Source organism: Oscillospiraceae bacterium (genome assembly GCA_025757685.1).
In the GTDB taxonomy this organism is placed as follows: Bacteria; Bacillota; Clostridia; order Oscillospirales; family Acutalibacteraceae; genus CAG-217.
Window position 1 is genome coordinate 1,628,129 of sequence record CP107220.1, and the last position, 26,173, is coordinate 1,654,301.

Consider the following 26,173-nt stretch of genomic DNA (forward strand, 5'->3'; position numbering starts at 1 on the left):
ACCGTTTCAAAATCATTTTTGGAAAATACACAATAAGGTGGAAAAATAAATGGCAAACAAACTCATTACTGCCCTGTTTGGCGATTACTCTAAAAAGGAAGTCAAGCGCCTGGGCAAAACCAAGCAGAAAGTGCTGGACCTGGAGGAGAAGTACCAGGCCATGGACGACAAAGAGCTGACCGCACAAACCGCCGTCTTAAAAACCCGGTTGGCGGACGGCGAGACTTTGGACGACATTTTGCCGGACGCTTTTGCCGTCTGCCGTGAGGCTGCCTGGCGTGTGCTGGGTATGAAGCACTTCCCCGTCCAGATCGTCGGTGGCATTGTATTGCACCAGGGCCGTATCGCGGAAATGAAGACCGGTGAAGGTAAAACCCTTGTGGCGACCCTGCCCGCGTATCTGAACGCGTTGACCGGCCGCGGCGTACACATTGTCACCGTCAACGACTACCTGGCCAAGCGTGACTCCGAGTGGATGGGCAAGCTGTACCGGTTCTTGGGGCTGAGCGTAGGTCTGATTATTCACGAAAAGACCAATGAGGAGCGCCAGGAGGCCTACAACTGCGACATCACCTACGGCACCAACAACGAGATGGGCTTTGACTACCTGCGAGACAATATGGTCCAGTACAAGGAGCAAAAAGTGCAGCGCGGCCATGTGTTTGCCATCGTAGATGAGGTAGACTCCATCTTGATCGATGAGGCCCGTACCCCCCTGATCATCAGCGGTAAGGGCGAGCAATCCACCGACCTGTATCGCCAGGCCAACGCCTTTGCCCGCACCTTGAAGATGGTGAAGGTTGCCAAAATGGACGAGAAGCAGGACACGGAGGCCACCTATGACGGCGACTTTATCGTAGACGAGAAGGCCCGTACCGCCACCCTGACCCAGGACGGCGTGAAGAAAGCAGAGGCCTACTTCCATGTAGACAACCTGATGGATATTGAGAACACCACCCTGCTGCACCATATTGACCAGGCCATCAAGGCCATCGGCGTCATGCGCCGGGATATTGACTATGTGGTCAAAGACGGTCAGGTGCTGATCGTAGACGAATTCACCGGCCGTATTATGCTGGGCCGTCGCTACAACGAGGGTCTGCACCAGGCGATTGAGGCCAAAGAGGGTGTTAAGGTGGAGCACGAGAGCAAGACGCTTGCCACCATTACCTTCCAAAATTACTTCCGTCTGTATGAGAAGCTGTCCGGTATGACCGGTACGGCTTCCACCGAGTCTGCCGAGTTCAGCGAGATCTACAAGCTGGATGTGGTGGAGATCCCCACCAACAAGCCGCTGATCCGTGTGGACCACCCGGATGTGATCTTCCAGACCGAGGCGGGCAAGTTCCGGGCCGTGATCAAGCAGATCAAGGCCTGCCACGAAAAGGGCCAGCCGGTGCTGGTGGGTACTATCAGCATTGAGAAGAGCGAGCAGCTGTCCAAGCTGCTGAAGAAAGAGCATATCCAGCACAATGTGCTTAACGCCAAGAACCACGAGCGCGAGGCAGAGATTATTGCCCAGGCCGGTAAATTCGGCGCAGTGACCATCTCCACCAATATGGCCGGTCGTGGTACGGATATTATGCTGGGCGGTAACGCCGAGTTCCTGGCCAAGGCAGAGATGAAGCGGATGCAGTTCAGCGATGAGCTGATTGCAGAGGCTACCGGCTTTGCCGAGACGGACAATCAGGAGATCCTGAACGCCCGCAAGACTTTCCAGGATCTGGAAAAGAAGTATAAAGAAGAAATTCAGGAAGAAGCGGACAAAGTGCGCGAAGCCGGTGGCCTGTACATTTTGGGCACCGAGCGCCACGACTCCCGCCGTATCGACAACCAGCTGCGCGGCCGTTCCGGTCGTCAGGGTGATCCCGGTGAGAGCCAGTTCTATCTGTCCTTGGAGGACGATTTGATGCGTCTCTTTGGCGGCGAGCGTATGCAGGCCATGATGAGCCGGCTCACCGACGATGAGGATATGCCCATTGAGTCCAAGATGATCTCCCGCACCGTAGAGTCCTCCCAAAAGAAGGTAGAGGGCCGCAACTTTGGTATTCGTAAGAACACCTTGCAGTACGACGATGTAATGAACCGCCAGCGTGAGCTGATCTACAAGCAGCGTGACCAGGTGCTGGACGGCATTGACCTGACGGAGAAGATCCGCGGTATGCTGGAAACCAACATTGCCGAGAATGTGGGCAACTACTGCTCCGGCGAGACCCAGGCAGACTGGAATATCGCCGGACTGAAAGAGAAGTACAAGGGCTGGCTCACCACCGACGAAGATTTCCAGAATGTGGATGAGCTGACCGTGGACGATGTGGTGAATACCTTGACCCAGCGGGGTCTGAAGCGGCTGGAAGAAAAGCGGGAGCTGATCGGCGACGAGATGTTCACCGAGTTCCAGCGCATGGTGCTGCTGCGCAATGTAGATGTGCTGTGGATGGACCACATTGACGCCATGGACGACCTGAAGCAGGGCATTCACCTGCGGGCTTACGCCCAGCGTGACCCGGTGGTGGAATTCCGTATGCAGAGCTACGATATGTTTGACGAGATGACCGCCGCCATTCGGGAGAACACCGTGCGCATGCTGCTGACCCTGGTGCCCCGTCGCCGGGAAGATGTAGAGCGCAAGGCCGTGGCTAAGGTCACTGCCACCTCTGCCGGTGGGGACGATACCGCCACCCACACCACCGTGCGTAAGGGCAAGAAGGTAGGCCCCAACGATCCCTGCCCCTGCGGCAGCGGCAAGAAGTACAAAAAGTGCTGCGGCGCTCCGGGTAAAGAAAAACCCACCCAGGAATAATACCTAAATCACAAACCGGCCGAGACCATCAGGTCCCGACCGGTTCTTTGTTTGTATTCGTTTACTTTTTTTCGCCGGCACAGATGGCACGGGTCATAGAGGACGCATGCCGCCGCCCCCACAGTACATATACCGCCACAGACAGCACATTGGCCACGGCGATTACGCCAAACATAGAGCCATAGCCCACCCGATCAATCAGCAAGCCGGCCAAACCGCCGCCGAGGCCGATTCCGATATCATAGGCACATAGAAAGGTAGAATTGGCAGCGCCTCGCCGTTGCGGCGGTGCCGTATGTACCGCCATAGATTGAAGCGCCGGTTCAATGCCGCCAAAGGCATAGCCGGACAGCGCCGCCGCTATTAAAAAGGTAACATTCCCCGGCACCAGTGCCAACAGCAGCAACGCCGCCAGCATCAGCCCGTTGCAGCTATACACAAACAGCGCCTCGCCCCGTTTGTCCGCCAATTTGCCGATTGTCACACGAGAGAGAAACAGCAGTACCGCCATAACCGTAAAGAACAGTCCGCCGGACACGGTAATTCCGGGCTGTGCGGCAGCAAACTTCAAAATATAATTTTCCAGCGCACCATAAGTCAACAAAAAAATCAACACAACCACAGACGCCGGCAAAGCCGACGGTTCTACTAAATCGCCCGGGCGCAGCGGTTTTTTTACCCGCGGCAGCGGCTTGGTACGCAAACAGAACAGCAACACCAAAGACAGCACCATACAGCCGGCAGCCACGCCGAACAGCGCGCCAAATCCCCGCTTCATCAGCGCTTCACCGATAGCCGGTGCGCAGGCAGTGGCCAACGCCGTAGCCATGCCAAACATACCCATACCCTCCGAAAAGCGGGAGCGAGGCAAAATATCCGTGGCCATCGTAGAGGTAGAGGTATTCGCACACGCCAGCGACAGCCCATGCACCATACGCAGCAGAATTGCCAAAGCAAGGGAAGCCAATGCCGTATAAATCACCAGATACCCCATAGGCATCAGTGCCATACCAATCAGCCCCACACCCAGCAGCACCCGGCGGCGGCCGGTGTCCAGCAGCCACCCCACAAACGGCCGTGCCAACACGGCAACCAGCGAAAATGCCGTAGCGCAGGCGCCGGATACCGTGTCCGAATATCCCAAACGCTCAATAAAAAACGGAAAGGTTGACAGGATCATCAAGTGATTCAAAAACACCAAAAAATTGATAATAATAACCAAAACAAAATCTTTGGTCCACAGCTTTTCTTTGTCTTCCATTACTCTGCCTCCCCATGCTTATGAAAAATTTGCCGCAACAGCGCACGGCTCACCGGTCCGGCTGCAAACAGATTCCAGAGCAACCCCATGGGAAAGTTTTTCAACACAGTACCTACCCACATGGCCGGCAGCTGCACCACCGGTTGATGGCCCAAAATCACTTGAAATAACACAGTCGCCACAAGGCTCATTGTAGGGCACATAACCAGTACCGTACAGCAGGAACGGGCCAGCATTTGCAAAAACGGGCTGTCTTGGGGGCTGACCAGTTTGTCAGCCAGCTTGGCACCCAACCGATTCCCCCACAGGTTAGAAAATAAAAACACAAAGAGGCACATATAGGACGCTTCCTTCAGCGCATCTAAAAACACGGTATTGCGCATATCGCTAAAGCCGCCCACATGCTGCAAAACGCCGCTTTTCAGCGCTACATTGTACACTTCCATTCCGTAGGCCATGGTTACAGACATCAAAATTCCAAACACCAAACCCTGTCCTTTTGTTTTTGGCATAAATCATTACCTCCTTTGCCAAAATCGGCAAACAAAAAAAGCGCAAGTCCTATCCGGACTTACGCTTTTTTGCTACTCGATGGTGCTTATTTTAGCAAATTCAATTACCCTTGTCAAGAATGAACTTTGACAAAGAAAAAAGGAAACGCCTGCACCAAACGGAACAGGCGTTCTCTCTTATATGATATGTATAGACTTACTGCTTGGCACCGTTATCAAACATCTCCAGCGCCTTTACGCTGACGGCAAAGCAGCCGGCCAGACCCTCTTTGTTCATGTTGTCGTAGGTGTCCCGGCGGGTGTGGTAATAGTCCTCCAGCTTGTGGTTCAAACCGGTAACGCCGGTGGCACGGAACCCGGCCTGGGCAAAGGCCGCAGAGTCGGTAGCGCCGCCCAGCGGGGGCACCCAGCCCTTCTTACAGGGCACATGAATGGCGGCGGCTGCCTCCATAAACAGGTCGGACACATCTTTATCTGCCTTCACGGTGCCGTTCAGATCCCGATAGTTGGTCATCAGGAACTTGGGATCGTGAATGGTGTCGTAAGAGAAAATGAAGGTGGGCACATCGTCAAACTCGCCCTTGTGCTGCTCGCACCATGCCTTAGCGCCCCGCAGACCGGCCTCCTCGGAGCCGGACAGGATCACGCCCACTTCCGTGTTCTCCAGGGTAATACCGGCGTCCTGCAACGCCTTCATCACAGCAATGCCCATATAGCAGCCGGACAAGTTATCGTTGGCGCCGTCTACAATGCGGTTCTTGTTCCACATCCAGTACAGTCCCACTAAGAACGGCACAAACAGCAGCCCCCACATAGCCGCCTTAAACAGGCCGGAATGGGGATCAATGGCGGAGAAGGTCAGGCCTTTCTGTGCCATATACATAATGGACAGCACCAAATAGTACACTGCGCCTACGCCGCAGATGATGGCGTGACCCTCAAAGCCAACGCCGCCCAGCTTGTAGTTCACCGGCCACTCCCAGGCCGCGTCCGGGTGACCGTTAAAGAAAATACGGCGCTTCACTTCGCCGGTGCACTGCTTCACAGCCGTTACATTATGGCCGGTCTTTTCCGGGAAGCAGCGGTCAACCAGCTTTTTGTACAGACCAAACTGCATAAATACAATGAACAGACCCACAACAATCAGCACCGCAGACAACAATGGGCAGAAGAAAAAGCAAACAATGGCCGCCAACACAAAGGTGATGGTAAAGTAAATCCAACCAAAGAACGAGCCGGGGTTCTCCTTAAAGGACTCCACATCTGCCCGCTGGCAGCCGCAGTCTTTCTTCAGCACCTGGGCCATGTATTCACAGGCCTGCTGCTCACCCTTAGAGCCAGGCTCGCGCTTTTCAAAATCCCGGCAAATGTGGGTGATCTCATCCACCATGTAGTCCGCATAGTGGTCTTTTTGATCAATAATGTGTTTTAGATCCATAAAAATACCCCTTTCCTATAGCGCATCGGTCCACAGCGGCACGCCGCTACCCTCTCCCAAAGGCAGCCTATCCTGCACAGCAAAATTTATGCAGCAACAGGCATGCAAAGACCAATTTGCCCTCGCATAATACGATACTTTAACTTTACCATAGGAACGATGTCTATTTTTGTCTAATTCGTTAACAATCTATGAATAAAATGTAAACACACGATTTAAGGTTCCTTTTGTTCCGCCACGCCCTTGCGAATGACCCGATGAAGGGAGGTGAAATACAGCACCACCGCCAGCAGACAGGTGAGCACATCTGCCACCGGCTGGGTAACAATCACTCCATCATAGCCCCAAATACTACTCAGTGCCCAAATGACAAGACCGTAGATCACGCCCTGACCGCTAATGGACAGCACGAAGGCGCCCACCGCCTTGCCGGTGGCCTGGAAAACACAAGTGGTCACCAGGGTAAAGGCATAAAATGCGGTGCCCAGCAACAACCGCCGCAGCATGGCAACCCCCAGGTCGTACACGCTGCCGTCCTGCATAAACAGGCGGATCAGCAGCGGCGCAGCAGCAAAGACAATCACAGTTAGCACCAAACCCAGCCCAATCGTAAACTGGTAAGAAAAGCGCAGCACCTGGCGCAGCCGCCGGTAATTCTGGGCGCCGTAATTGTAGCCGATCAGCGGCTGCACCCCAAAAGCAAAGCCGATGAGCACCAGCACGGCGATCATACTCACCTTTAGCGCAATGCCCATGGCCGCCACCTTATCCGTACCGTAAGGCACCAAAAACCGGTTGGTGATCAGCATACAAAAGCTCTGGGCAATATTGGTAATGGAAGCCGGTATACCGATGGCAAACACCTGACCCACCTCCTGGCGGCTCACTCGCAGCAGCCGAATATTCACAGACAAATGGCGGCTGCGCCGTACCAGGAACCACACATAGTACAGATCCGTAAACACATAGCCGATCACCGTGGCAATGGCCGCGCCGGCAGCCCCCAATTTGCAGCCAAAGATCAACACCGGATCCAGCACAATATTCACCACAGCGCCCAAAACAGAGCCGATCATGGACGCGTTGGCAAATCCCTCGGTACGCAGCTGGTTACACGGGGTGAAGGACAAAATGATAAACGGCGCGCCGACGGCGATCCAGGTATAATAATCCCGGGCGTACTGCACCGTGTCTGCCTGGGCGCCCAGCGCCGTCAGCAGCGGCGTGCGCAAAAGCAACAGTAGCGCTGTAATGCCCACGCCGGTAAACAACGCACCGTAAAAGCAAAACACGCTCAGTCGCTTGCCGTCTTGGTCCCGCTTTTGGCCAAACAAGCGGGAGATAAAAGAACTGCCACCCAGGCCGAAAATATCGCCTACGGCGATCATCAGGGTAAACACCGGCGAACCCAGCGCCACACCGGCCACCAGGTGGGCATTGCCGGTTTTGGCGATAAAATAGGTGTCCACCATATTGTACACCAGCGACACCACCATACTCAGCACCACCGGCAGCGCCAGCTTAAAGAAAGCCTTACGCACCGGCATTTGCTCAAACAGGGCGTTCTTTTGCTCCATATCCGCGTCTCCTTTTATTTATTACAATATTATTATACACAACATCCGTTTGTCCGGGTATGGTAGCACACCGGGCGGCCAATGTCAACCCTACGCCAACTGTACACGGAATTTTTCTGTATTTTGTATATTGAAAAGGGGACACCATGGTCGTAAAATAGACACATCTTAAAAGAAAAGGAGACTTTGTATGCAACAGTCTAAAAAAGTCAATGTCCGTTACATCACCTTTACCGCCGTGATGGCCGCGCTGGTGTTTGTATTCACATTCACTTTCAAGATCCCCCTGGGTACCGGCTACACCCACCTGGGCGATATGATGATCTTCCTGGCCGCCTGGCTGCTGGGCGGCAAAAAGGCAGCCCCCGCTGCCGGTTTGGGCGCCTGCCTGGCTGATCTGGCCCTGGGCTATGCCGCCTGGATGGCTCCCACCTTTATCATCAAATGCCTGGCCGTGGCCATCTGCTGCCTGATCGCAGAAAAAGCCATGCACCGCAGCCTGCTGGGCTACGGCGTAGGTGCCGTTGCGGGCGGTGCGTTCCAGATCGGCGCATACACCCTGGCAAAGGTGCTGATGTATGACAAGACCTACGCACTGACCACCCTGCCGGAACTGGCGATCCAGACCGCCGTAGGCATTGCGGTTGCCGGCGTACTGGTCGTGATTTTAACCAAGAGCGGCGCAGGTGCCAAATTACAGCGTATGGCCGGCGGCGCAGGTAAGGAGGCCAAAGCGGCATGAAGAAGATAGACGCACATTCTCATATCGGTTCCTTTGGCGGCTGGGCCGGCGTGGCCTTTACCGCAGAGAAGCTGCTGGAACAAATGGATGAGTACGAAATTGAAAAGACCTTTCTCACCGGCGCGTCTTTCCGGGACAACGACACGGTGGCCAAGGCGTTCCACAAATACCCGGACAAGATCGTGCCCTTTGTATGGGTCAATCCCCTGCTGGACAATGTACCGGAGAAGCTGCACCACTATGTGTGCGACGAGGGCTTTATGGGCATTAAAATGCAGCCCCTGTTTGACAGCTTTGTGGCTGACGATCCGGTGGTGTACCCGGTAATGGACTTTGCCCGGGAGCACAAGATCCCGGTGTTTATCCACTGCGGCCACCCGCCGTATTCCCTGCCTTGGAGCATTGCCCTGCTAGCCGAGCAATACCCGGATGTGCCGGTAACCATGATCCACATGGGCCACGGCCATGGGGTGTATATCGACGCCTCCATTAAGATGGCCAAACGCTATCCCAACCTGTATCTGGAAATGAGCGGTATGCCCATGGGCTGCAAGATTGCCGAGGCCTACAAAACCGTAGGCACTGATCGCATTATGTTTGGCATTGACTCTCCCTTCCACCACCCCTCGGTGGAGATCCAAAAGGTGCTGACCAGCGGCCTGACGGAGAAGGAGCAGGAGGATGTATTCTACAACAACGCCAAAAAACTGCTGAAGCTGTAAAAATCATAGAAAACAGCGGTGCTCATGGGAGCGCCGCTTTTCTTTTTCACCGCCTTTCCCTTGCATAAAACGGACTTTATGCTATAATATAAATGAGGTGTAATTTTATGGCAATGAAAGAAATTGATATTCGCGAAGTAAAAGAAAATCTGGTCCACCTGCTGGCTGACGAATGGGCGCTGGTCACCGCCGGGCGCGGCGATGCGCTGGGCACCATGACCGTCAGCTGGGGCGGTATCGGCGAGCTGTGGGGCAAGGATATGGCCACCATTTATATTCGACCCCAGCGCTATACAAAGAAGTTTTTGGACGAGAACAACTACTTTACCCTGAGTTTTTACCCGGAGCAGTACAAGGACGCCCTGCGTCTTTGCGGCAGCAAAAGCGGGCGGGAGATCAACAAGGTAGAGGCCACCGGCCTGACCCCCTGCTACTACGAAAAAGCCCCTTACTTTGAGGAGGCTAAGCTGGTGCTGGTGTGCCGCAAGGTGGCGGTCAGCGCGTTTGAGCCGTCCCAGTTCCTGGACTCCGGCATTATGCAGAACTATGCGCAAAACGATTTTCACGCCATTTATTACGGTGCGATCGAAAAGGTATTGATTTCAGAGTAGATCTGTGCTATACTGTAATGCACAAAAGGCAGAGCACTGCCCATAGTTTATAATGTAGCGTATGGGCCCTGTGCGACGGGATGCTACGAACCTTGTCAGGCGGGGAACCGAGCAGCAATAAGTGGATGTTTCTGTGCGCCGCAGACCAGTCTGTACGTTACATTATACCCTATGGCGGCTCTGCCTTTTTCATTATTCAGGAGGTCCCTATGTACCAGGTTTTATATCGTAAATACCGCCCGCGGGTCTTTGCCGATGTGTACGGCCAGGACCATGTGACCTCCACGCTGAAAAACGAGATCAAAGAGGGTCGCATTTCCCACGCCTATCTGTTTACCGGCTCCCGCGGCACCGGCAAGACCACCTGCGCCAAAATCTTGGCCAAGGCGGTAAACTGCCCCAACGCTGTGGACGGCGAGCCTTGCAACGCATGCGAGATCTGTAAAGGGCTGGACAGCGGCACCATCTACGATGTGGTAGAGATCGACGCCGCCTCCAACAACGGCGTAGACAATATCCGCGACCTGCGGGAGGAGGTCAACTACACCCCCACCCGCGGCAAGTACCGGGTCTACATTATCGACGAGGTGCACATGCTCTCCACCGGGGCATTCAATGCCCTGCTCAAGACGTTGGAGGAGCCGCCTGCTCATGTGATCTTTATTTTAGCCACCACAGAAGTGCACAAGCTGCCTGCCACCATTCTCAGCCGGTGCCAGCGCTTTGACTTTAAGCGTATTCAGCCGGAGACTATGGCGGTGCGCTTGCAGCAGGTGGCCGGACTGGAGGGCATGGAACTGGCACCGGATGCTGCCACCCTGATCGCCCGCATTGCAGACGGTGCCCTGCGAGACGGCCTGTCCATTTTGGATCAATGCGCCGGGCGCAGCAAGCAGATTACTGCCCAGCTGGTCAGCGAAGTGGCCGGTTTGGCCGGGCGCGAGGCGCTCTATCGCCTGTCTGACGCCGTACTGGCCCGGGACAGCAGCGCTGCTGTGGGAGAGCTGGCTCAGCTCCATGAGAACAGCTATGATATGGAACGGCTGTGCGTGGAGATGATCAATCACTTCCGCAACTTTATGATGGTCAAAACGGTGAAGAAAAGCCGCGAGCTGATCATCTGTACCGATGACGAATACAAGCATATTGAGGAGAGTGCCGGGCAGTTTACCCTGGCCCAAATTCTCCGTGGGCTGGACCTGTTCCAGTCTACTTTGGTAAAGATCAAGGGCGGCGCCACCCCGCGGATTGAGATGGAAATGGCCTTTGTCCGCCTGTGCGAGCCAAAGCTGGAGGCGGATTCGGACTCTATCAACCAGCGCCTGTCTGCTCTGGAGCGAGCGATGCAAAACGGCGTGCCTGCCGCACCGGTCAAGACCGTGCAGTCCCCCGCTCCGGCGGCGCGCCCTGCACCGGCACAACCGACTGCGCCACCCACCCCGCAGCCCACGCCCGCAGCGGCAGCACCTGCGCCGGAGCCGGAGCCTATATCTGCGACTTCTGCGGAACCTGTATCTGCACCTGTTCCGGAGCCTGCGCCTGTACAGCCTGAACCGCCTGTCCCTCTGGAACCGGCAGCCGCGGCACCTTCCCCCGCCCCCGCAGCGGACAGCGAGCAGAAACTGTTTATGCAGTGGGCGGATTTGATGGAAATTCTACACCGCACAGACATTGCCCTGTTTGGCGTGCTCAGTGGCTCCCAGGGTTACACCCGGGGCGAGTTTTTCCTGATCGACAGTCCCAATCCCACCATCAAGGAGTTCATCAAGATCTCCACCCACGCCAAGGCCATTCGCGCGGCTCTCCACGAGCTCACCGGCCACAACTACAAGCTGGGTTTGTTTAAGAAAAAATCCACCGAGCAAGCGCCCCGGCGGGACCCGTTAGAGGACCTGCTGAGCAAAGCACGGGAAAATCATATTCAAATCGAAGAACATTAAAGGAGCATACTATGAAAGCAAGACTTCCCCAGGGTATGGGCGGCGGACCGCAGAACATGCAGTCCATGCTGCGCCAGGCCCAGAAGATGCAAGAGAACATTGAGGCCAAAAAGGCCGAACTGGAGGAGAAAGAATATGTGGTCTCTTCCGGCGGCGGCATGGTGGAAGTAACCGCCAACGGCAAGCACGAGATCAAAGCCATCGGCATCAACCCGGAAGTGGTAGACCCGGAGGATGTGGAAATGCTGGAGGATATGCTGCTGGCAGCCATTAACGAGGCCATGCGCAAGATCGACGAGGACTCGGAAAAAGAGCTGTCTGCCGTTACCGGCGGGCTGAACATTCCCGGTCTTTAATCGGTAAGCGGTATGCGATATAATTTAGCCGCACTGCAAAATCTGGTAGACCAGTTTGAGCGTATGCAGGGCATTGGTCACAAGACTGCCCAACGCATGGCGTTCTATGTGCTGGGTTTGTCAGACGAAGAAACCCGGGCTTTTACCGACGCCATTACCGAAGCCCATACCAAGATCCACCAGTGCAAGATCTGCTGCAATCTGGCAGAGGAGGAGCTTTGCCCCATCTGCAAAAACCCGGCCCGGGACAAAAGCGTGGTCTGCGTGGTGGAGGATCCGCGGGATGTGGCCGCCATTGAGCGCACCCACGAGTATAACGGCACCTACCATGTACTCCACGGCGCCATCTCGCCTATGGACAATATCGGTCCGGACCAGATCCGCATTAAGGAGCTGCTGGCGCGACTGAACGACGGCACGGTGGAGGAGGTCATTATGGCCACCAATCCTACCGTAGAGGGCGAGGCCACCGCTATGTATATCAGCCGGCTGCTGAAGCCCATGGGCATTACTGTCAGCCGCCTGGCCTACGGCGTTCCGGTGGGCGCAGATTTGGAGTATGCCGACGAGGTCACCCTATCCAGAGCCTTGGAGGGGCGCAGCCTGATTTAACAAAAACAGAAAGGAGTGGGCGCTTTGGGAGAAGCAAAGCAAGTGATTGCCCGCAACAAAAAAGCGTTCCACGACTATTTTGTGCTGGACACTTACGAGGCGGGACTGGAGCTTTTCGGCACGGAGATTAAGTCCATTCGCCAGGGCAAAGTGAATTTGAAAGACAGCTGGTGCAGCATTGACGAGGGCCAAATGTATGCCGTAGGGGTGCATATTTCCCCTTACGACCACGGCAATATTTTCAACCGGGATCCTATGCGCCGTAAGCGGCTGCTGCTGCATAAGAAAGAGATCCTCCGCCTGGCTGCAGACAGCCAGCAGCAGGGGCTGTCTGTCATTCCCTTGCAGCTGTATATTATCAAGGGCCGCGCCAAATTGGAGATCGGCCTGTGCAAGGGTAAAAAGCTCTATGATAAGCGGGCAGTGGCTGCCAAAAAGGCCTCTCAGCGAGACATTGACCGTGCACTGAAGGATCGGCAGCGGGACTAACCGCACCAAAATATAGATAAAATGGGGATGAAAGGATTTCGACGGGTATAAAGAAGCACCGTAAGCGCATAGCGGAGTTGCACCGCTTAAAAAGTAACACCTTAAATTGAACTGACAATCATAAAACAGTAGCTCTGGCTGCTTAATTGCAGCCAGCGTTCTCGCTCTGAGGGCCACGGCAGGGATGAGAGCGTCGTTTAGTGGCGAACTTGCACGGAGGAGCGTTCCGGCCCCCGTCAGGAATTAGGAACTACCGTAGCGCCCAGTCTGTTTGCCGGCGAAGCGTGAGGGGAACCCCCAGCGACAAACTATATGCGTAGAAAGCGTTGCAGGCGTATATTCGGACGCGGTTTCGATTACCGCCATCTCCACCATAAAAGCAGGCGCACCCGGCGGGTGCGCCTGCTTTGTATTTATTCTTTCGTAGCGCGTACATCCATTTCTCCGGCAGTGGCTGCCTTTACAACAGACAACAGCAAGCGGTGTTACCAGCTGCCGCCGCCTCCGCCGCCAACACCGCCGCCGGTAAAGCCACCGCCTCCGCTCACAAAGGAACCGGCTTTGCCGCCGGGCTGAGAAACCATACTGTCGTTGGCTGCCCGCAGGGTATCCCGCAACATACGATCAAAAAGCACATAGCTCCACACATCGGTCCCGTTATACCACCGAGGCGGCTGCATGGCGATGGACTCGAACTTCTTGATCCACTTGTCGCTGACCCCAAGGGCGTAAGTATAGGGCAGAATATGATAGAAATACTCCGGGTCCTGCTCCACCAGCGCCTCTAACTTCTCTTTCTCCGCCGTTACCAAAAAGCTGCGAAAGCCCTGAATCAGTGCCAGGGTTTTGGCGCCCTCATCCGTGCGCCGCAGCATACAGCAAGCGGGGATCAGCCCCAGCGCCAAACACAGGGTGCCCGCCAGCATAGCATAGAGAATACTCGGTGCCAAAGTCAGAGAATCGTCCAGCGCCCGGTGGCTGAAATAGGCGCCGCCGGCTGCGCTCAGCGCCAGCAGTACAAAGGACAACCGCTTCAAATAAATACTGGTTTTGTCAAAAAAGCGACTGCGGCTCTCCGTACTGTTCAGGTCGGCCCGTATGGTACCCACCGTTTCATAAAAATGGTTTTTCAGCTGTTTATTATCTGTGCGGGTGCGACCGTCGGGGAACAGACCGTCCATAAATACTGCCAAATTGGTATCTTGTCCCACATAGCCATGACATTTGGTGAGCACAAAGTCTCGCTTGCGCTTGCCGGGGTGAATCGCAATATGATTGCGCTGCGCCAGGTACACCAGCAGGGACAGCACCATCTCATTGGTGGCCTTGCCCTTGTACCACAGACCCACCTCTGCGCTGTTCAGCCCTTCCGGCGGATAAAACTCCACCGTGGGCGCATAGCGCTTATCCCGGCCGAACTTCAAAAACAGTACCAGCACGATCAGCGCTGCCAGCGCCGGCAAAACGGCGATCATAGCAATGGTCAGGTTATACTTGGTATCATCGAACTTAAAATACCCATCCGGCAGGATCAGGCGCAAGGTCAGCCCCTCACCCGGTTCCAGCGCCTGCGTGACCGTACCGCTGATGGTACGGTCCTGCACGGTGTAGGTTACATTTTGGGTTCCGGCGGTGCCGTAGCTGCCGGTGCTCAGGCCCAGCTTGGCCGGGTCAAAATCCTTCGGCATAGTCACAGAGAACTGCACCCGGCGGATATAGGTGTCCCACCCGGTGCCCACCAGATTATAATACAACTCGTCCGCGTTCTTTACCGTGTCCAGCCCCAAGTCGTAGTTGTAGCGAATGGTATAGGTGTGGGGGCCGGTGATGGTCTCATCCTCGCTGCCCAGGCGCAGCACGTACTTGTCGTTGCTGACCTCATGGCTGCATTCGTCCGCACCGGTGTCCACATGACTGACCCGGGCAGTGACCACGGCGGTAGAGCCGTCCGTACGGGTCAACTGGTTGCGCAAGGGCAGGTAGCGATAAATGCCGTGGCGTGCTTCATTAAAATACACCTGATAGGTCTCCGTTACCGCCAGCACATTGTATTCACTGACCACCACTTGCATTTGGCAGTCGGTGATCACATAGGGCTCCTGGGCGTACCGGGACAAAAAATCGGACTCGTCCGGCGTGGCTGCCAGGGCGCAAACCGGGGCGCACAGGGACAGCACCAGTGCCAGTAACAAAGTGATGATCTTCTTCATCAGAATTCTACCTTCACATTCTCCCGCTGGGCGGCGTCGTCCACCAGATACATACTGCGCTTTTCAAAACGGAACAGACCGGCCACAATATTGGACGGGAACATCTCAATCTTGTTGTTCAACTGCTTGACCGTAGCGTTATAATACTTGCGGGCATTGGCAATATCTGCCTCCACCTGGCGCAGCTGGTTTTGCAGATCCAAAAAATTTTGGTTGGCCTTTAAGTCCGGGTACTGCTCCACCACGGCAGAGAACCCGGCAATGGCGCCGGAAAGCTCTGCATTGGCTTTCAACTTCTCCTCCGTGGACAGGGCAGCATAGCTGCCTGCACGCGCGGCGACCACATTTTGCAGAGTCTGGGCCTCATGAGCGGCGTAGCCCTTTACAGTATTCACCAAATTCGGGATCAGATCCCACCGCTTCTTCAGGTACACATCCATGGTGGAGAACGCCTCCTCCACAGCGTTTTTCTTCTTCACTAAGCCGTTGTAAGTGCCTGCCAGCCACAGCACCAGCAGTACCACCACAACAAGAATCACGATGGCAAGTTTCATAAAAATTCCTCCTTGTATGCCAAACTGCAATAACAGTATATGCCTGCAAGCTCATAGTAGCATAGAACCGCCCGTTTTGCAACAAAAAACCGCCTGCGGCTCGAGGTCGCAAGCGGTATTTTTGGACTTGATTTTATTTGACAAAGTCGGCAGCCACCTGGGCAATATGGTCGGCACACAAGCCAAACTGCACCAGCAGATCTGCACCGGGGCCGCTGTGGCCAAACTCGTCGTTAACGCCGATACGGCGCACAGGCGTGGGCAGCTGCTCGCTAAGCACGGAGCAAACGGCCTCGCCCAAACCGCCGATAATGCTGTGCTCCTCTACGGTGATGACCTTGCCGGTCTTCTTGGCAGTTGCCAAAACGGCAGCCTCGTCCAAGGGCTTAATGGTAGCCATATTGATCACCTCGGCAGAAATGCCCTTGGCGGCCAGCTGCTCTGCGGCAGCCATAGCCTCCGGCACCATCAGACCGCAGGCAATGATGGACACATCGCTGCCCGCGCGGATCACCTCGGCCTTGCCGATCTCAAACTGATAATCCTCGTTGTGGAACACCTCAGTAGCCAGGCGGGCAAAGCGCATATACACCGGGCCCTCCATCTCATAGGCGGCCTTTACCACCTGCCGAGCCTCCACATCGTCTGCCGGACAAATCACGGTCATACCGGGGATCACCCGCATCAGGGCAAAGTCCTCACAGCACTGGTGGGACGCACCGTCCTCGCCAACGCTGATCCCGGCGTGGGTAGCACCAATCTTTACATTCAAATGGGGATAGCCAATGCTGTTGCGCACCTGCTCAAAGGCACGACCGGCAGCGAACATGGCAAAGCTGGACGCAAAGGGTACCAGCCCCATGGTAGACAAACCGGCGGCCACGCTCATCATATCCGCCTCAGCAATGCCGCAGTTAAAGTGGCGATCCGGATAGGCTTTCTTAAAAATGCCGGTCTTGGTTGCGCCGGCCAGGTCTGCGTCCAACACCACCAGGTTATCGGCGCCGCCCGCAGCCAGTTCCTTTAAGGCGTTGCCGTAGCTCTCGCGAGTTGCGATCTTCTTTACTTCTGCCATGGTTACGCCTCCAATTCCTGCAGCTTGGCAGTCAGTTCTGCCATTGCCGTTTTGTATTCCTCCGGGTTGGTGGCCTTGCCGTGCCAACCGCACTCGTTCTCCATAAAGGACACGCCCTTGCCCTTCACCGTCTTCATCAAAATGCAGAAGGGCTTGGTGCTCTTATGGAAGGCATCAAAAGCGCTCTCCAGCTGGTCAAAATCATTGCCGTCAACGGTGACTACATCAAAGCCAAAGGCCTTTACTTTCTCATCAATCGGCTCGGCGCACATCACATCTTTGCACAGACCGTCGATCTGCAAGCCGTTCCAGTCAATGATCACGCACAGGTTATCCAGGTGGTACTGGTTGGCAAACATCATGGCCTCCCAAACCTGGCCCTCCTCGATCTCACCGTCGCCCAAAAGGGTGTACACCCGAATATCATCCTTGCCCAGGAACTTGGCGCCCTTGGCCATACCGCAGGCGGCGCTGATGCCCTGACCCAAAGAGCCGGTGCTCATATCCACGCCGGGCACCGTGTTCATATTGGGGTGACCCTGTAAATAAGAGCCAATATGGCGCAGGGTGGTCAGGTCCTCCGGCGGGAAAAAGCCCTTGTATGCCAGGGCGCTGTACAGACCGGGGGCGCAATGACCCTTAGACAAAACAAAGCGGTCACGATCCGCCCACTTGGGATTCTTGGGATCCACACGCATTTCTTTGCCATACAAATATGCGAACACATCCGCGGAGGACAAACTGCCGCCGGGGTGCCCGGATTTGGCGCTGTTGGTGCTGTCTACAATGCCCAGACGGATCTTGGCGGCGTAGATCTGGAGCGCCTTTTTGGTTGCTTGGTCCATAATGATAACTCCTTCAAAAAGATTTCATCTGTATTTTAACACTTAAACGGCGGCTGTTCAATAGTTTTTCCAAATTTATAAGTGGCAAAAAGGGACCCTGTTCCACAGAGCCCCCACTTTTTCGACCTTATCGGATCCGGGTGTAAAACACATCCAGCACCGTCTGCATTAAACTGTCTTTATCCGGGTAAAAACCGGCGTACACATAATTCTTGAATTCCTTATTGTCCACCGCTTTCATCTTCCCCTCCAAGGTATAGGACTGGAAGTCGGTAACGCCCTTTTGCAGCAGCAAAGAGCCAAGGTAAGTCACATTGGACACAGTCAGATCCGTGGTGCAATAATCGGAAGCGGTATTGTACAAATTGGTAATGACGCTAAAATCTGAGGTGACGCTGCCTCGCACTTTGTCCGCAAAGGCGTTCAGGTACTGCACCTGGCGCTGGGTACGATTTAAGGAAGCGTTCAGGTCATCCATATCACGGGTACGCACATAGGCCTCGGTGAGATCACCGGTCAGGTGCACGGTGTCGCCCTTCTTGACCCCGTAGTCCGGTAGATCGTAGAGGGACTGCACCTTCACCCCACCAATAGAGTCGTTAATGGGCTGGATCCCGTTCAGATCCAAGGCAAAATACTTATCGATGGGCACATTGTAGAGAATACGGCTGATAGACTTGGTCACATTCTTGCAGGAGGTGCCGAAGCCGTCGCCGTAAGCATAGGCAATACAAAGCTCCATTTCCTTGGTCTTTTTGAAATTGCCGTCCTTGTCAAACACATCCACATCCACCATGGTGTCGCGGGGCACGGCGATCATAGAGGTTTTGCCGCTGACCTTGTCAATGGCAACCACAATATCCGTATCCGCCATACCGTTTGTGGAAGTATGGTTCTCCGCCTTGCCCAGCTCTCGCTTGTCTACACCCAGGAACGCCATGGTCACCACATTCTCGTTATACACATAGGTGTGGCCCTTATATTCAATGGTCTCCTGGTAGTCGGTGGCGGCAGTGGTATTGGTCATCTTCTTCTCGCCGTCGTAGTTCAGGATCAGGAACGCACCCACCACAAGGGCAACGATAATCAACAGTGCCACCAAAATGCCGATCACTACCCGGGCGCCCTTGGGCAGCCGATGGTGCCGGTGATGATGGTGATGGTGGTGATGGTGGTGCCGACGGTGCTTGCCGTGACGGCTGTGGCTATGGCTGTCGCTATGGTGATGATGGTGGTGTTCCTCACCGCCGGGCGCCGGTTCCACCGGCGCGCCTGTGGCCTCCGCCCGCTGGCGGTGGTTCTCCGAGGCGTGGTACTCGCCGGGGGTTGCGGCAGCCGAAGTCTCTTTCATTTCAAATTGAGGCGCGCGGTAACTTACGCCGGAGGTATCATCGCCACCGGTTAGGGAGAACACGCTGTCTTCAAAGCGCTCCAAATTGGGATCAATCGGTTTCTTCATTCTTCAGTAACACTCCGCTTACAAGGTATCTGCTGCTCCGCTGGCTGGTGCCGGTAAAGCAGGTGGACAGGATCACCACATGGCTGTCCTTATCCACAGTGGTCTTCAGGTCCGTGCGCACATTCTTCAAGGCAGAATCCGGATTTTGCAGCATGGCAAAGAAGTCACTGCGCACCGTCACATCTTGGAAAGAAAAGCTGTTCATAATATGCCGATCATCGTACTTAAAGGCAGAGATGATCTGGTAGGTCAGCTTGTGGCCGGGCATATAAATGTAAAAATACGGGTGGCTGTCAAAGAAAGACTTGTCCTCAAACTTATGCAGTGAGGTAAACATGCTCTCGCTAAAGCCGTTATGACCGTACACCAGGGTCACCGAGTCGTTAAAGGTAGTTGTGTTCTGCGACTGGGTAAACACGGCACCGCTGGCCAGCCAGCTTTTATCATAGGCACTGTGGGTCAGGTAAAACTCATCATCCACCGTGCTTTGCACAATGGGATAGTTCACCTCGGTACCGTCCACCTGGATCCAAGCGTAAATTTCGTCATTTTGGCTTTGCAGCTTTTTGAAATTTACCGGATTGGTGGGCTTTTTGCTCTCGCCGGTGGTACTGGGCGCTTCCGTTACCATACTCTGACTGCGCCGATCCTCCTGGCGGGCGGTGTACTGCTGGTACAGATCCACACCGATATAGGCCAGCCCGGCAATCAGGCACACCAAGGCAATGATCAGCAGTATGATCCGCCCGGTGTTGCGCTTCTCCTCTTTTTTCGGTTCTTTTTGATTATCCATTGCTTGGGTGTCGCTCCTTGGCATTGTCGCCGTATTTCATTAAAAAAAGCCTGTTTACCGTATGGCAAACAGGCTTTTGCAGTTCGTCTTATTCAGCGTCCTGTTTTTTCTTCATGGCAGCCAGAACTGCTGCACCTGCGCCGGCAAGTGCAAGGCCGGTAGCCATGGTTGCGCCGGTTTTGGGAGAACGGCTCTTCTTGTCCTTCCGGGGCGCCTTCTTGGTGGTGGTCTCACCCTCGAAGTTTACGATGGCGTTACCAATTACATCGCCCTCATAGCCGTTGATCAGTTGAATGGTGATGGTGTTGCCGTCTACGGAGATCACCTTGTAGTCCTTGCCCTCGGTCATGCCCGGGAACTGCCAATTCTGGAAGTCACCGTTGCCGGTGTAGGTAAAGCTGATCTTGGTGGGATCGGTGGGATCTACCTCATAGTCCACATCGTCGCTGACCTTACCGTTTACCTGGCCGATCTTGTCATTGTCTCTGGTGGTGTGCTCCGGGCTGGCCACGGTGTTAGACGCAGCGAAAGCCATCATAGAAGTGGCACCCAGTGCAGAGAATGCCAGCATAGCAGCCAGCAGGATGGAAAGAATCTTTTTCATTTTCATACACCTCTTTGAGAATATAGTTCTGCCATAGATATTCTAACTTCATTTCTGATTATATCATCTTGGTAATCGCTTGTAAAGTCTTTTTTCAAAATTCTTTGACCCACAAAACCGTGCCCCGCGCCATAGTTGCTATCCCTTGGGGCTGTGGGCGCACCGGGCTGCCACCGAGCACAAAATGTAGCCGCATTTGTGAACAAAAAATTTCTTACGCCTCCATTGGCGCTGCCTCCAGCGCCTGGGCAATACTGCCCTCGAACAGCCGGCACAGAGCCTGCACATGGGCCACAATATCATAGACCATATTTTGATTGAGCCAGTTGGTCACCTGGCCGAACAGCTCGCACTGGCAAAAATCCACAAGAAGCGCCAGCTCCTCCTCCGGCAGGGTACGCAGCAGGTCCACCGAGCGGCAGGCAATATAGCGGCTGACCACATAATTGCACACCCGCATTAAATTCTGCTCGTAAAACGCCCGATCCGGCGACACCCAAATGTTGCGAATGACCCGCTTGTTCTCCACCAGCCGCTCCAGCACCGTCGTCAGTCCCTCTTCCAGAGAAAAGCTCTCCGGTATGCGAGAGATGATCTCATCCGCGCTTTCTATGATCACCGTTTCCAGCAGTTGGGGCAGGTCCTGAAAATGGTAGTAGAACGAATTGCGATTGATACCGCAGTCCTCCACAATATCCTTAACCGTAATCTTGGTAATGGGTCTTTGGCTTAGAAGCCGCAGAAAGGACTGCTGAATGGCTATCTTGGTAAAATTCGGCATAACAACCCCCCTGTCCACTCACTATACCATAATCGGTGGCAAAAAGCAAAGCACACAGGGGGTTGTTTATTGTTATTTTATAAAGAGCGCCAACAGATCTTTGAAGCTCAACAGTTGCACAGACCAGTAGGCCGGCGCTTTCTTAAACACATTGATGCTCACCATCATAATGAGCCAGTCCGCCAGAATCAGCGTCCCCAGCACATAGTCCAGCTGCACCGTGGTGCGGTAGGGAATACGCTGAATTTTCTTCATCAGTCCCTCAAAGAAGTTGCCCATAATGACAGCCACGCCCAGGCTCATGGCGGTACAGGTAGGAATGCTGGTGTACTTGGTCACATGCAGGGGAATGCCGCTGTAATCCCACAGGGAGATGCCGGACACCTGCTCGAAAATGCTGCCCACCACGATCTCGCCGAAAAAGACAAACAGGAACACCACAGTAAAATAGTAGATCCGTGCCAATATTTTATCCCGGCGGGTGTTGCCCTCCAGTACCCGGTGGCTGAAGAAGCGCGGGTGATTGGTGGTGCCCAGGGCCAGGTACATGGCCCACATGGCAATGGTGTAGCAAAACAGGAAGGGCAGCAGCTGATTGCGGGAGTCCAAAACGCCCTTAGACACCAGGCGAAACAGGTTCTCCACCCAGTAGCCGATATGGGCATACACCAGCCCCGCCAGCCACAAATGGGTCACATCGTAATCATACAGCCGCACGGTGCCGTTGTCTGCTTTGGTAAAGAATTTGTCCAGCACTTTGTTCATAGTGCCACTTCCTTTCTGCCCTCATTGTAGCACCGACACACGGTTTTCCAATAGCCGAACTCCACCCTTTGCCCAAATTTTTAACGAAATACGACAAATGTAAAAAACAAAAGCGAATCCCCCAGCCTTTACAAACAAAAAGGCTCCCCTTATTTTCATTAAGGGGAGCTGTCACGAAGTGGCTGAGGGGATAAATATATAATCCCTCCGTCTGCTCGCAAACTCGCATCCACCTCCCTTTACAAGGGAGGCAGAAAGGTTAAATATTTGTAGGGTGCGATGAGTGAATTGCACGCAGTGCAAGAGACACGAGGCTCCAAATGCGTTAGCATTTGGGAGAAACAGTCCGGGGGACTGTTTCGTAGCGAGTGCAGTATCGCACCGCACCCTACCGAATGAACTTGTATTTAACTGAGCTTGGCCTTACCGGTGCACAGCTGGTAATAGCGACCCTGCTGGGCCATCAAGGCGTTGTGGTCGCCCCGCTCGATAATGCGGCCGTCCTCCAGCACCATAATCGCGTTAGACTCCCGCACCGTGGAGAGCCGGTGGGCGATCACAAAGGTGGTCTTGCCGGCCATCAGCCGATCCATACCGTGCTCAATGTGCTTCTCTGTGCGGGTATCAATGGAGGAGGTGGCCTCGTCCAGCACCATCACCGGCGGGTCTGCCACTGCCGCCCGAGCAATAGCCAGCAGCTGGCGCTGACCCTGGCTCAGGTTGCCGCCGTCGCCGGTGAGCATGGTCTGGTAGCCCTCTGGCAACCGCCGGATAAAGGAATGGGCAGAGGCCAGCTTAGCTGCGGCAATGCATTCCTCGTCGGTGGCATCCAGCCGACCGTAACGGATATTCTCCATCACCGTACCGGTAAACAGGTGGGTGTCTTGCAGCACCATCGCCAAGCTACGGCGCAAATCGTCCTTTTTGATCCGGCAAATGTCAATACCATCATAGGTGATGGTGCCCTCCTGAATATCGTAAAACCGATTGATCAGATTGGTAATGGTGGTCTTGCCTGCGCCGGTGGAGCCTACAAATGCGATCTTCTGCCCCTCTTTGGCGTACAGGCTAATATCATGGAGCACCACCTTCTCCGGCACATAGGCAAAGGTCACATGGTGGAATTCCACAGCCCCATGCACCGGCACCCGGCGGTCGCCGTCCTGCCAGTACCACCGTTTCTCCTCCCCGGCACCGGTTACCGTCAAAGTCACGGTGCCCTGGTCCTCTTCGGAGGCAGTGTCCATCATCTCAAACACTCGCTCCGCACCGGCCAGAGCGGAAAAGATGGTGTTCATCTGATTGGCGATCTGGTTAATGGGTTGCGTAAATTGCTTGGCATAGCTGAGGAAAGTAAAGAATGTGCCGATGTCCAGCCGCCCGGTCAGGGCCAGCAGCCCGCCGAACAAAGCGATCAGAGCATAACCGGCGTTGTTGATTCCGTTGGACACCGGGCCCATCAGCCCCGCATAAAAGTTGGCGTTGGTGGCCGCAGAGCGAAACGCCTCGTTGTACTGCTCAAAGCCCGCAATGGCCTGGTCCTCATGGTTAAATACCTTGATGACCCGCATGCCCTCAACGGACTCCTCAATATTGCCGTTCATTTGGCCCAAATTGGCCTGCTGCGCCTGAAAGTAATGCTTGCTCTTTTTGCCGATCTTAGATACCGTCACCAGCATAATAATCATAAACACCAGCGAAATACAAAACAGCGGCGGACTCAGGGCAATCATCATCACCACAATGCCCACAAAGGTAAAGGCGGAGGACACCAGCTGCACCATAGACTGCTCCAGCATCATCTGAATATTATCCACATCATTGGTGTAGCGGCTCATGATCTCGCCGTGGGTCTGGGTGTCAAAGAACCGCAGGGGCAGAGTCTGCATGTGGTCAAACAGCTCCTTGCGGATCAGGTTGGTGGTCTTGTAGGCGATCTTGACCATCACCTTGCTTTGAATGTACGTACAAAGGGACGCGCCAATATACAGCGCCGACACAATGGCCAGGTTACGCATTAGGCTTTGCACACCCACGGTGGCAAAATTGCCTGCCCGGATGGAGGCATCAATGTCGTTCAAAATAGGCTTCAGCCAGTAGGAGGCACCTACGGAGCATACCGTGCTGGCAATGAGCATCACGAATACCGCCAGCAACATAAATTTGCTCTTGCCCGCATACTGCAAAATGCGGCCAAAGGTCTTTTTGGCATTCTTGGGTTTCTTAAAATCCGTTCTTCTGGGACCCGGCATTATTCGCTCACTCCTTTCGCCTGTGTGGTTACGATCTCCTTGTAGATCTCGTTGTCGGCCAGCAGCTGCTCATGGGTACCGATCCCCTTGATTTGGCCGTCGTCCAATACCAGGATCTGGTCCGCAGCCTGCACGGAGCTGACCCGCTGGGCAATAATGAACACGGTGGTGTCCTTAAAATCTTTATAGAAGCTCTCCCGAATTTTGGCCTCCGTTGCCGTATCTACGGCGGAGGTGGAGTCATCCAGGATCAAAATTTTCGGGTGCTTGATCATGGCGCGGGCAATGCAAAGCCGCTGCTTTTGACCGCCGCTCAGATTCAGCCCGCCCTGGCTCAAATCCGTATCGTACCCCTTGGGCTGGGCCAGCACAAAGTCATGGGCCTGCGCTGCCTGACAAGCCGCCACAATCTCCTCGTCTGTGGCGTCTTTCTTACCCCAGCGGATATTCTCCTTAATGGTGCCGCTAAAAAGCACGTTCTTTTGCAGCACCACGCCAATCATCTCCCGCAAAGCGGTTAGGTCGTACTTACGCACATCCACCCCGTCAATGAGCACCTGCCCTTGGGTGGCATCATACAGCCGGGGGATCAGGTTCACCAAACTGCTCTTGCCGCAGCCGGTGCCGCCTACAATACCGATGATCTGGCCGGGCTTGGCGGTAAAGCTGATATGCTCCAAAATATCGTCCCCGTGGCCCTGCGTATTATACTTAAAGCTCACATCCCGGAACTCTACGCCCCCTTTGGGGTTCTCCGGCAAATAGGGGTTCTCCGGATTGGTAATGTCAATTTCTGTATCCAGCACCTCCACCACACGGTCGCCGCAGGCTTTACCACGAGCCAGCTGCAGCAGCATCATGGAGATCATCATCAAATTCATCAGAATTTGAATCACATAAGAAGCAAAGACGGAGATTTGGCCCACTTCCATCACGCCGGCGTTGGCCTCTAAAGCGCCTTTATAATACACAAAGACCACTACGGCATTGAGCATCAGCATCATCACCGGCATCACAGTCACAATCAGGCCCGCTGCCTTGGCGCCCTGGGCAGCCAAATCATCGGAGGCGTCATGGAATTTGTCTTTCTCCCGGTCCTCCCGCACATAGGCCTTGACCACACGCATACCGATTAGGTTTTCCTGCACCACCCGGTTTACGTTGTCGATCTTCTTCTGCATTTTTTGGAACATGGGGAAGCCAAACTTCAAAATGCAGGCCACCACCACAATCAAAATCGGCAGCAAGATCAGCAGCATAGCGCTCATTCTGGGATTGATGGACACCGCAAAGCAGGCGGCCACCACCGCCAACGCCGGCACACGCACTAAAATCCGCAGGCACATCATCACCACATTCTGCAAGGTGGTCACATCGTTGGTCATACGGGTAGTCAGCGACGCAGTAGAGAACTGGTCAATGTTCTTAAAGGAAAAATGGCTGATCTTGCGGTACATATCCCCTCGCAGCCGGTAGGCAAACCGCTGGCTCACATTGGCGGAGGTCTTCATGGTCACCACACCGCCAAAAAAGCCTAACAGTGCCAGCGCCAGCATGGCCAAGCCGCTGAGGATCACCGCAGTACGCACGCTCTCCGGCGAGGCGGCGGTGTCCACCTTTTGATAAATGCTGTTGGCAAGGGACGGCAGTGCCAGCTCGCAGATAGCCTCTACGATCATACCGGCGGCGCTGATGGCTGCCAGTCCCCACAGCCCTTTCATATATTTGGATAACTTCTTTAACATTCGGTTCTCCTTTCTGTTTTCTTCTCT

22 protein-coding genes, 2 other RNA genes and 1 pseudogene are annotated in these 26,173 nt (G+C 54.6%); 10 read left to right on the forward strand and 15 right to left on the reverse strand.

Features of this window, described 5'->3' with window-relative positions; genetic code table 11:
* The first annotated feature begins 49 nt into the window (after window positions 1-49).
* Window positions 50-2,803 (forward strand): preprotein translocase subunit SecA, encoded by a 2,754-nt coding sequence (secA, locus tag OGM59_07625; protein ID UYI90572.1) that lies wholly within the window; start codon window positions 50-52, stop codon window positions 2,801-2,803.
* A 61-nt stretch (window positions 2,804-2,864) separates the two neighbouring features.
* Here secA and OGM59_07630 read toward each other — a convergent pair whose 3' ends face one another.
* From OGM59_07630 to OGM59_07645, 4 genes are all read right to left on the reverse strand, one after another.
* A complete protein-coding gene (locus OGM59_07630; protein UYI90573.1) occupies window positions 2,865-4,064 on the reverse strand; it encodes an MFS transporter in 1,200 nt (399 codons plus the stop codon).
* Window positions 4,064-4,576, reverse strand: coding sequence for a DUF2798 domain-containing protein (locus OGM59_07635; GenBank protein ID UYI90574.1), 513 nt, complete (start codon window positions 4,574-4,576; stop codon window positions 4,064-4,066). Before OGM59_07635 ends, OGM59_07630 begins: the two co-directional genes overlap by 1 nt.
* Window positions 4,577-4,772: 196 nt before the next feature.
* Complete coding sequence (locus tag OGM59_07640; protein UYI90575.1) at window positions 4,773-6,014, reverse strand: M28 family peptidase; 1,242 nt, start codon at window positions 6,012-6,014, stop codon at window positions 4,773-4,775.
* Between the two features lie 215 nt (window positions 6,015-6,229).
* On the reverse strand, window positions 6,230-7,591 hold the full coding sequence (locus tag OGM59_07645) for an MATE family efflux transporter (GenBank protein UYI90576.1): 1,362 nt from the start codon (window positions 7,589-7,591) through the stop codon (window positions 6,230-6,232).
* Window positions 7,592-7,781: 190 nt separating this feature from the next.
* On the opposite strand from OGM59_07645, the gene OGM59_07650 reads away from it, so the two are divergent.
* From OGM59_07650 to ssrA, 9 genes and pseudogenes are all read left to right on the forward strand, one after another.
* Window positions 7,782-8,333, forward strand: a complete 552-nt coding sequence (locus OGM59_07650) for an ECF transporter S component (GenBank protein UYI90577.1) — start codon at window positions 7,782-7,784, stop codon at window positions 8,331-8,333.
* Window positions 8,330-9,055, forward strand: coding sequence for an amidohydrolase family protein (locus tag OGM59_07655; GenBank protein ID UYI90578.1), 726 nt, complete (start codon window positions 8,330-8,332; stop codon window positions 9,053-9,055). The genes OGM59_07650 and OGM59_07655 overlap by 4 nt, the downstream gene beginning before the upstream one ends.
* A gap of 215 nt (window positions 9,056-9,270) precedes the next feature.
* Window positions 9,271-9,591, forward strand: a pseudogene (locus OGM59_07660) (flavin reductase).
* Window positions 9,592-9,649: 58 nt separating this feature from the next.
* Window positions 9,650-9,861, forward strand: an RNA gene (ffs, locus tag OGM59_07665) — signal recognition particle sRNA large type.
* Between the two features lie 14 nt (window positions 9,862-9,875).
* Window positions 9,876-11,606, forward strand: coding sequence for a DNA polymerase III subunit gamma/tau (dnaX, locus tag OGM59_07670; protein ID UYI90579.1), 1,731 nt, complete (start codon window positions 9,876-9,878; stop codon window positions 11,604-11,606).
* Between the two features lie 11 nt (window positions 11,607-11,617).
* Complete coding sequence (locus tag OGM59_07675) at window positions 11,618-11,962, forward strand: YbaB/EbfC family nucleoid-associated protein (GenBank protein UYI90580.1); 345 nt, start codon at window positions 11,618-11,620, stop codon at window positions 11,960-11,962.
* Between the two features lie 12 nt (window positions 11,963-11,974).
* Entirely contained in the window at window positions 11,975-12,574 is a 600-nt protein-coding gene (gene recR / locus OGM59_07680; protein ID UYI90581.1) for a recombination mediator RecR, read from the forward strand.
* Window positions 12,575-12,598: 24 nt separating this feature from the next.
* The gene (smpB, locus tag OGM59_07685; protein UYI90582.1) at window positions 12,599-13,063 is read left to right on the forward strand and encodes an SsrA-binding protein SmpB; all 465 of its coding nucleotides are present in this window, start codon (window positions 12,599-12,601) and stop codon (window positions 13,061-13,063) included.
* A gap of 23 nt (window positions 13,064-13,086) precedes the next feature.
* Window positions 13,087-13,437: a transfer-messenger RNA gene (gene ssrA / locus OGM59_07690) on the forward strand.
* Window positions 13,438-13,548: 111 nt separating this feature from the next.
* On the opposite strand, the gene OGM59_07695 is transcribed toward ssrA, so the two are convergent.
* From OGM59_07695 to OGM59_07745, 11 genes are all read right to left on the reverse strand, one after another.
* Window positions 13,549-15,273 (reverse strand): DUF2207 domain-containing protein, encoded by a 1,725-nt coding sequence (locus OGM59_07695; GenBank protein ID UYI90583.1) that lies wholly within the window; start codon window positions 15,271-15,273, stop codon window positions 13,549-13,551.
* Complete coding sequence (locus OGM59_07700) at window positions 15,273-15,827, reverse strand: LemA family protein (GenBank protein ID UYI90584.1); 555 nt, start codon at window positions 15,825-15,827, stop codon at window positions 15,273-15,275. The genes OGM59_07695 and OGM59_07700 overlap by 1 nt, the downstream gene beginning before the upstream one ends.
* 133 nt (window positions 15,828-15,960) lie before the next feature.
* Window positions 15,961-16,902: a transketolase family protein gene (locus tag OGM59_07705; protein UYI90585.1), complete on the reverse strand. Its 942-nt coding sequence runs from the start codon at window positions 16,900-16,902 to the stop codon at window positions 15,961-15,963.
* A 2-nt stretch (window positions 16,903-16,904) separates the two neighbouring features.
* Window positions 16,905-17,747 carry a transketolase gene (locus OGM59_07710; GenBank protein ID UYI90586.1) on the reverse strand — a complete coding sequence of 281 codons (843 nt, stop codon included), beginning with the start codon at window positions 17,745-17,747 and terminating at the stop codon, window positions 16,905-16,907.
* 127 nt (window positions 17,748-17,874) lie between these two features.
* Window positions 17,875-19,206, reverse strand: a complete 1,332-nt coding sequence (locus OGM59_07715; GenBank protein ID UYI90587.1) for an LCP family protein — start codon at window positions 19,204-19,206, stop codon at window positions 17,875-17,877.
* Window positions 19,190-19,999: a class B sortase gene (locus OGM59_07720; GenBank protein ID UYI90588.1), complete on the reverse strand. Its 810-nt coding sequence runs from the start codon at window positions 19,997-19,999 to the stop codon at window positions 19,190-19,192. The genes OGM59_07715 and OGM59_07720 overlap by 17 nt, the downstream gene beginning before the upstream one ends.
* Window positions 20,000-20,087: 88 nt before the next feature.
* On the reverse strand, window positions 20,088-20,603 hold the full coding sequence (locus OGM59_07725; protein UYI90589.1) for a hypothetical protein: 516 nt from the start codon (window positions 20,601-20,603) through the stop codon (window positions 20,088-20,090).
* A gap of 214 nt (window positions 20,604-20,817) precedes the next feature.
* On the reverse strand, window positions 20,818-21,384 hold the full coding sequence (locus OGM59_07730; GenBank protein ID UYI90590.1) for a TetR/AcrR family transcriptional regulator: 567 nt from the start codon (window positions 21,382-21,384) through the stop codon (window positions 20,818-20,820).
* Window positions 21,385-21,456: 72 nt separating this feature from the next.
* On the reverse strand, window positions 21,457-22,149 hold the full coding sequence (locus OGM59_07735; GenBank protein ID UYI90591.1) for a putative ABC transporter permease: 693 nt from the start codon (window positions 22,147-22,149) through the stop codon (window positions 21,457-21,459).
* 407 nt (window positions 22,150-22,556) lie between these two features.
* The gene (locus OGM59_07740; protein ID UYI90592.1) at window positions 22,557-24,401 is read right to left on the reverse strand and encodes an ABC transporter ATP-binding protein/permease; all 1,845 of its coding nucleotides are present in this window, start codon (window positions 24,399-24,401) and stop codon (window positions 22,557-22,559) included.
* Window positions 24,401-26,146, reverse strand: a complete 1,746-nt coding sequence (locus OGM59_07745) for an ABC transporter ATP-binding protein/permease (GenBank protein ID UYI90593.1) — start codon at window positions 26,144-26,146, stop codon at window positions 24,401-24,403. Before OGM59_07745 ends, OGM59_07740 begins: the two co-directional genes overlap by 1 nt.
* Window positions 26,147-26,173: the final 27 nt, after the last annotated feature.

Coding starts and splice junctions, on each gene's coding strand:
- OGM59_07730 (UYI90590.1), bottom strand. CDS start 21,384: ATGCCGAATTTTACCAAGATAGCCATTCAGCAGTCCTTTCTGCGGCTT.
- OGM59_07650 (UYI90577.1), top strand. CDS start 7,782: ATGCAACAGTCTAAAAAAGTCAATGTCCGTTACATCACCTTTACCGCC.
- OGM59_07710 (UYI90586.1), bottom strand. CDS start 17,747: ATGGACCAAGCAACCAAAAAGGCGCTCCAGATCTACGCCGCCAAGATC.
- OGM59_07745 (UYI90593.1), bottom strand. CDS start 26,146: ATGTTAAAGAAGTTATCCAAATATATGAAAGGGCTGTGGGGACTGGCA.
- OGM59_07720 (UYI90588.1), bottom strand. CDS start 19,999: ATGGATAATCAAAAAGAACCGAAAAAAGAGGAGAAGCGCAACACCGGG.
- secA (UYI90572.1), top strand. CDS start 50: ATGGCAAACAAACTCATTACTGCCCTGTTTGGCGATTACTCTAAAAAG.
- OGM59_07700 (UYI90584.1), bottom strand. CDS start 15,827: ATGAAACTTGCCATCGTGATTCTTGTTGTGGTGGTACTGCTGGTGCTG.
- OGM59_07725 (UYI90589.1), bottom strand. CDS start 20,603: ATGAAAAAGATTCTTTCCATCCTGCTGGCTGCTATGCTGGCATTCTCT.
- OGM59_07635 (UYI90574.1), bottom strand. CDS start 4,576: ATGCCAAAAACAAAAGGACAGGGTTTGGTGTTTGGAATTTTGATGTCT.
- OGM59_07645 (UYI90576.1), bottom strand. CDS start 7,591: ATGGAGCAAAAGAACGCCCTGTTTGAGCAAATGCCGGTGCGTAAGGCT.
- dnaX (UYI90579.1), top strand. CDS start 9,876: ATGTACCAGGTTTTATATCGTAAATACCGCCCGCGGGTCTTTGCCGAT.
- OGM59_07655 (UYI90578.1), top strand. CDS start 8,330: ATGAAGAAGATAGACGCACATTCTCATATCGGTTCCTTTGGCGGCTGG.
- recR (UYI90581.1), top strand. CDS start 11,975: ATGCGATATAATTTAGCCGCACTGCAAAATCTGGTAGACCAGTTTGAG.
- OGM59_07630 (UYI90573.1), bottom strand. CDS start 4,064: ATGGAAGACAAAGAAAAGCTGTGGACCAAAGATTTTGTTTTGGTTATT.
- OGM59_07695 (UYI90583.1), bottom strand. CDS start 15,273: ATGAAGAAGATCATCACTTTGTTACTGGCACTGGTGCTGTCCCTGTGC.
- OGM59_07675 (UYI90580.1), top strand. CDS start 11,618: ATGAAAGCAAGACTTCCCCAGGGTATGGGCGGCGGACCGCAGAACATG.
- OGM59_07715 (UYI90587.1), bottom strand. CDS start 19,206: ATGAAGAAACCGATTGATCCCAATTTGGAGCGCTTTGAAGACAGCGTG.
- OGM59_07705 (UYI90585.1), bottom strand. CDS start 16,902: ATGGCAGAAGTAAAGAAGATCGCAACTCGCGAGAGCTACGGCAACGCC.
- OGM59_07640 (UYI90575.1), bottom strand. CDS start 6,014: ATGGATCTAAAACACATTATTGATCAAAAAGACCACTATGCGGACTAC.
- OGM59_07735 (UYI90591.1), bottom strand. CDS start 22,149: ATGAACAAAGTGCTGGACAAATTCTTTACCAAAGCAGACAACGGCACC.
- OGM59_07740 (UYI90592.1), bottom strand. CDS start 24,401: ATGCCGGGTCCCAGAAGAACGGATTTTAAGAAACCCAAGAATGCCAAA.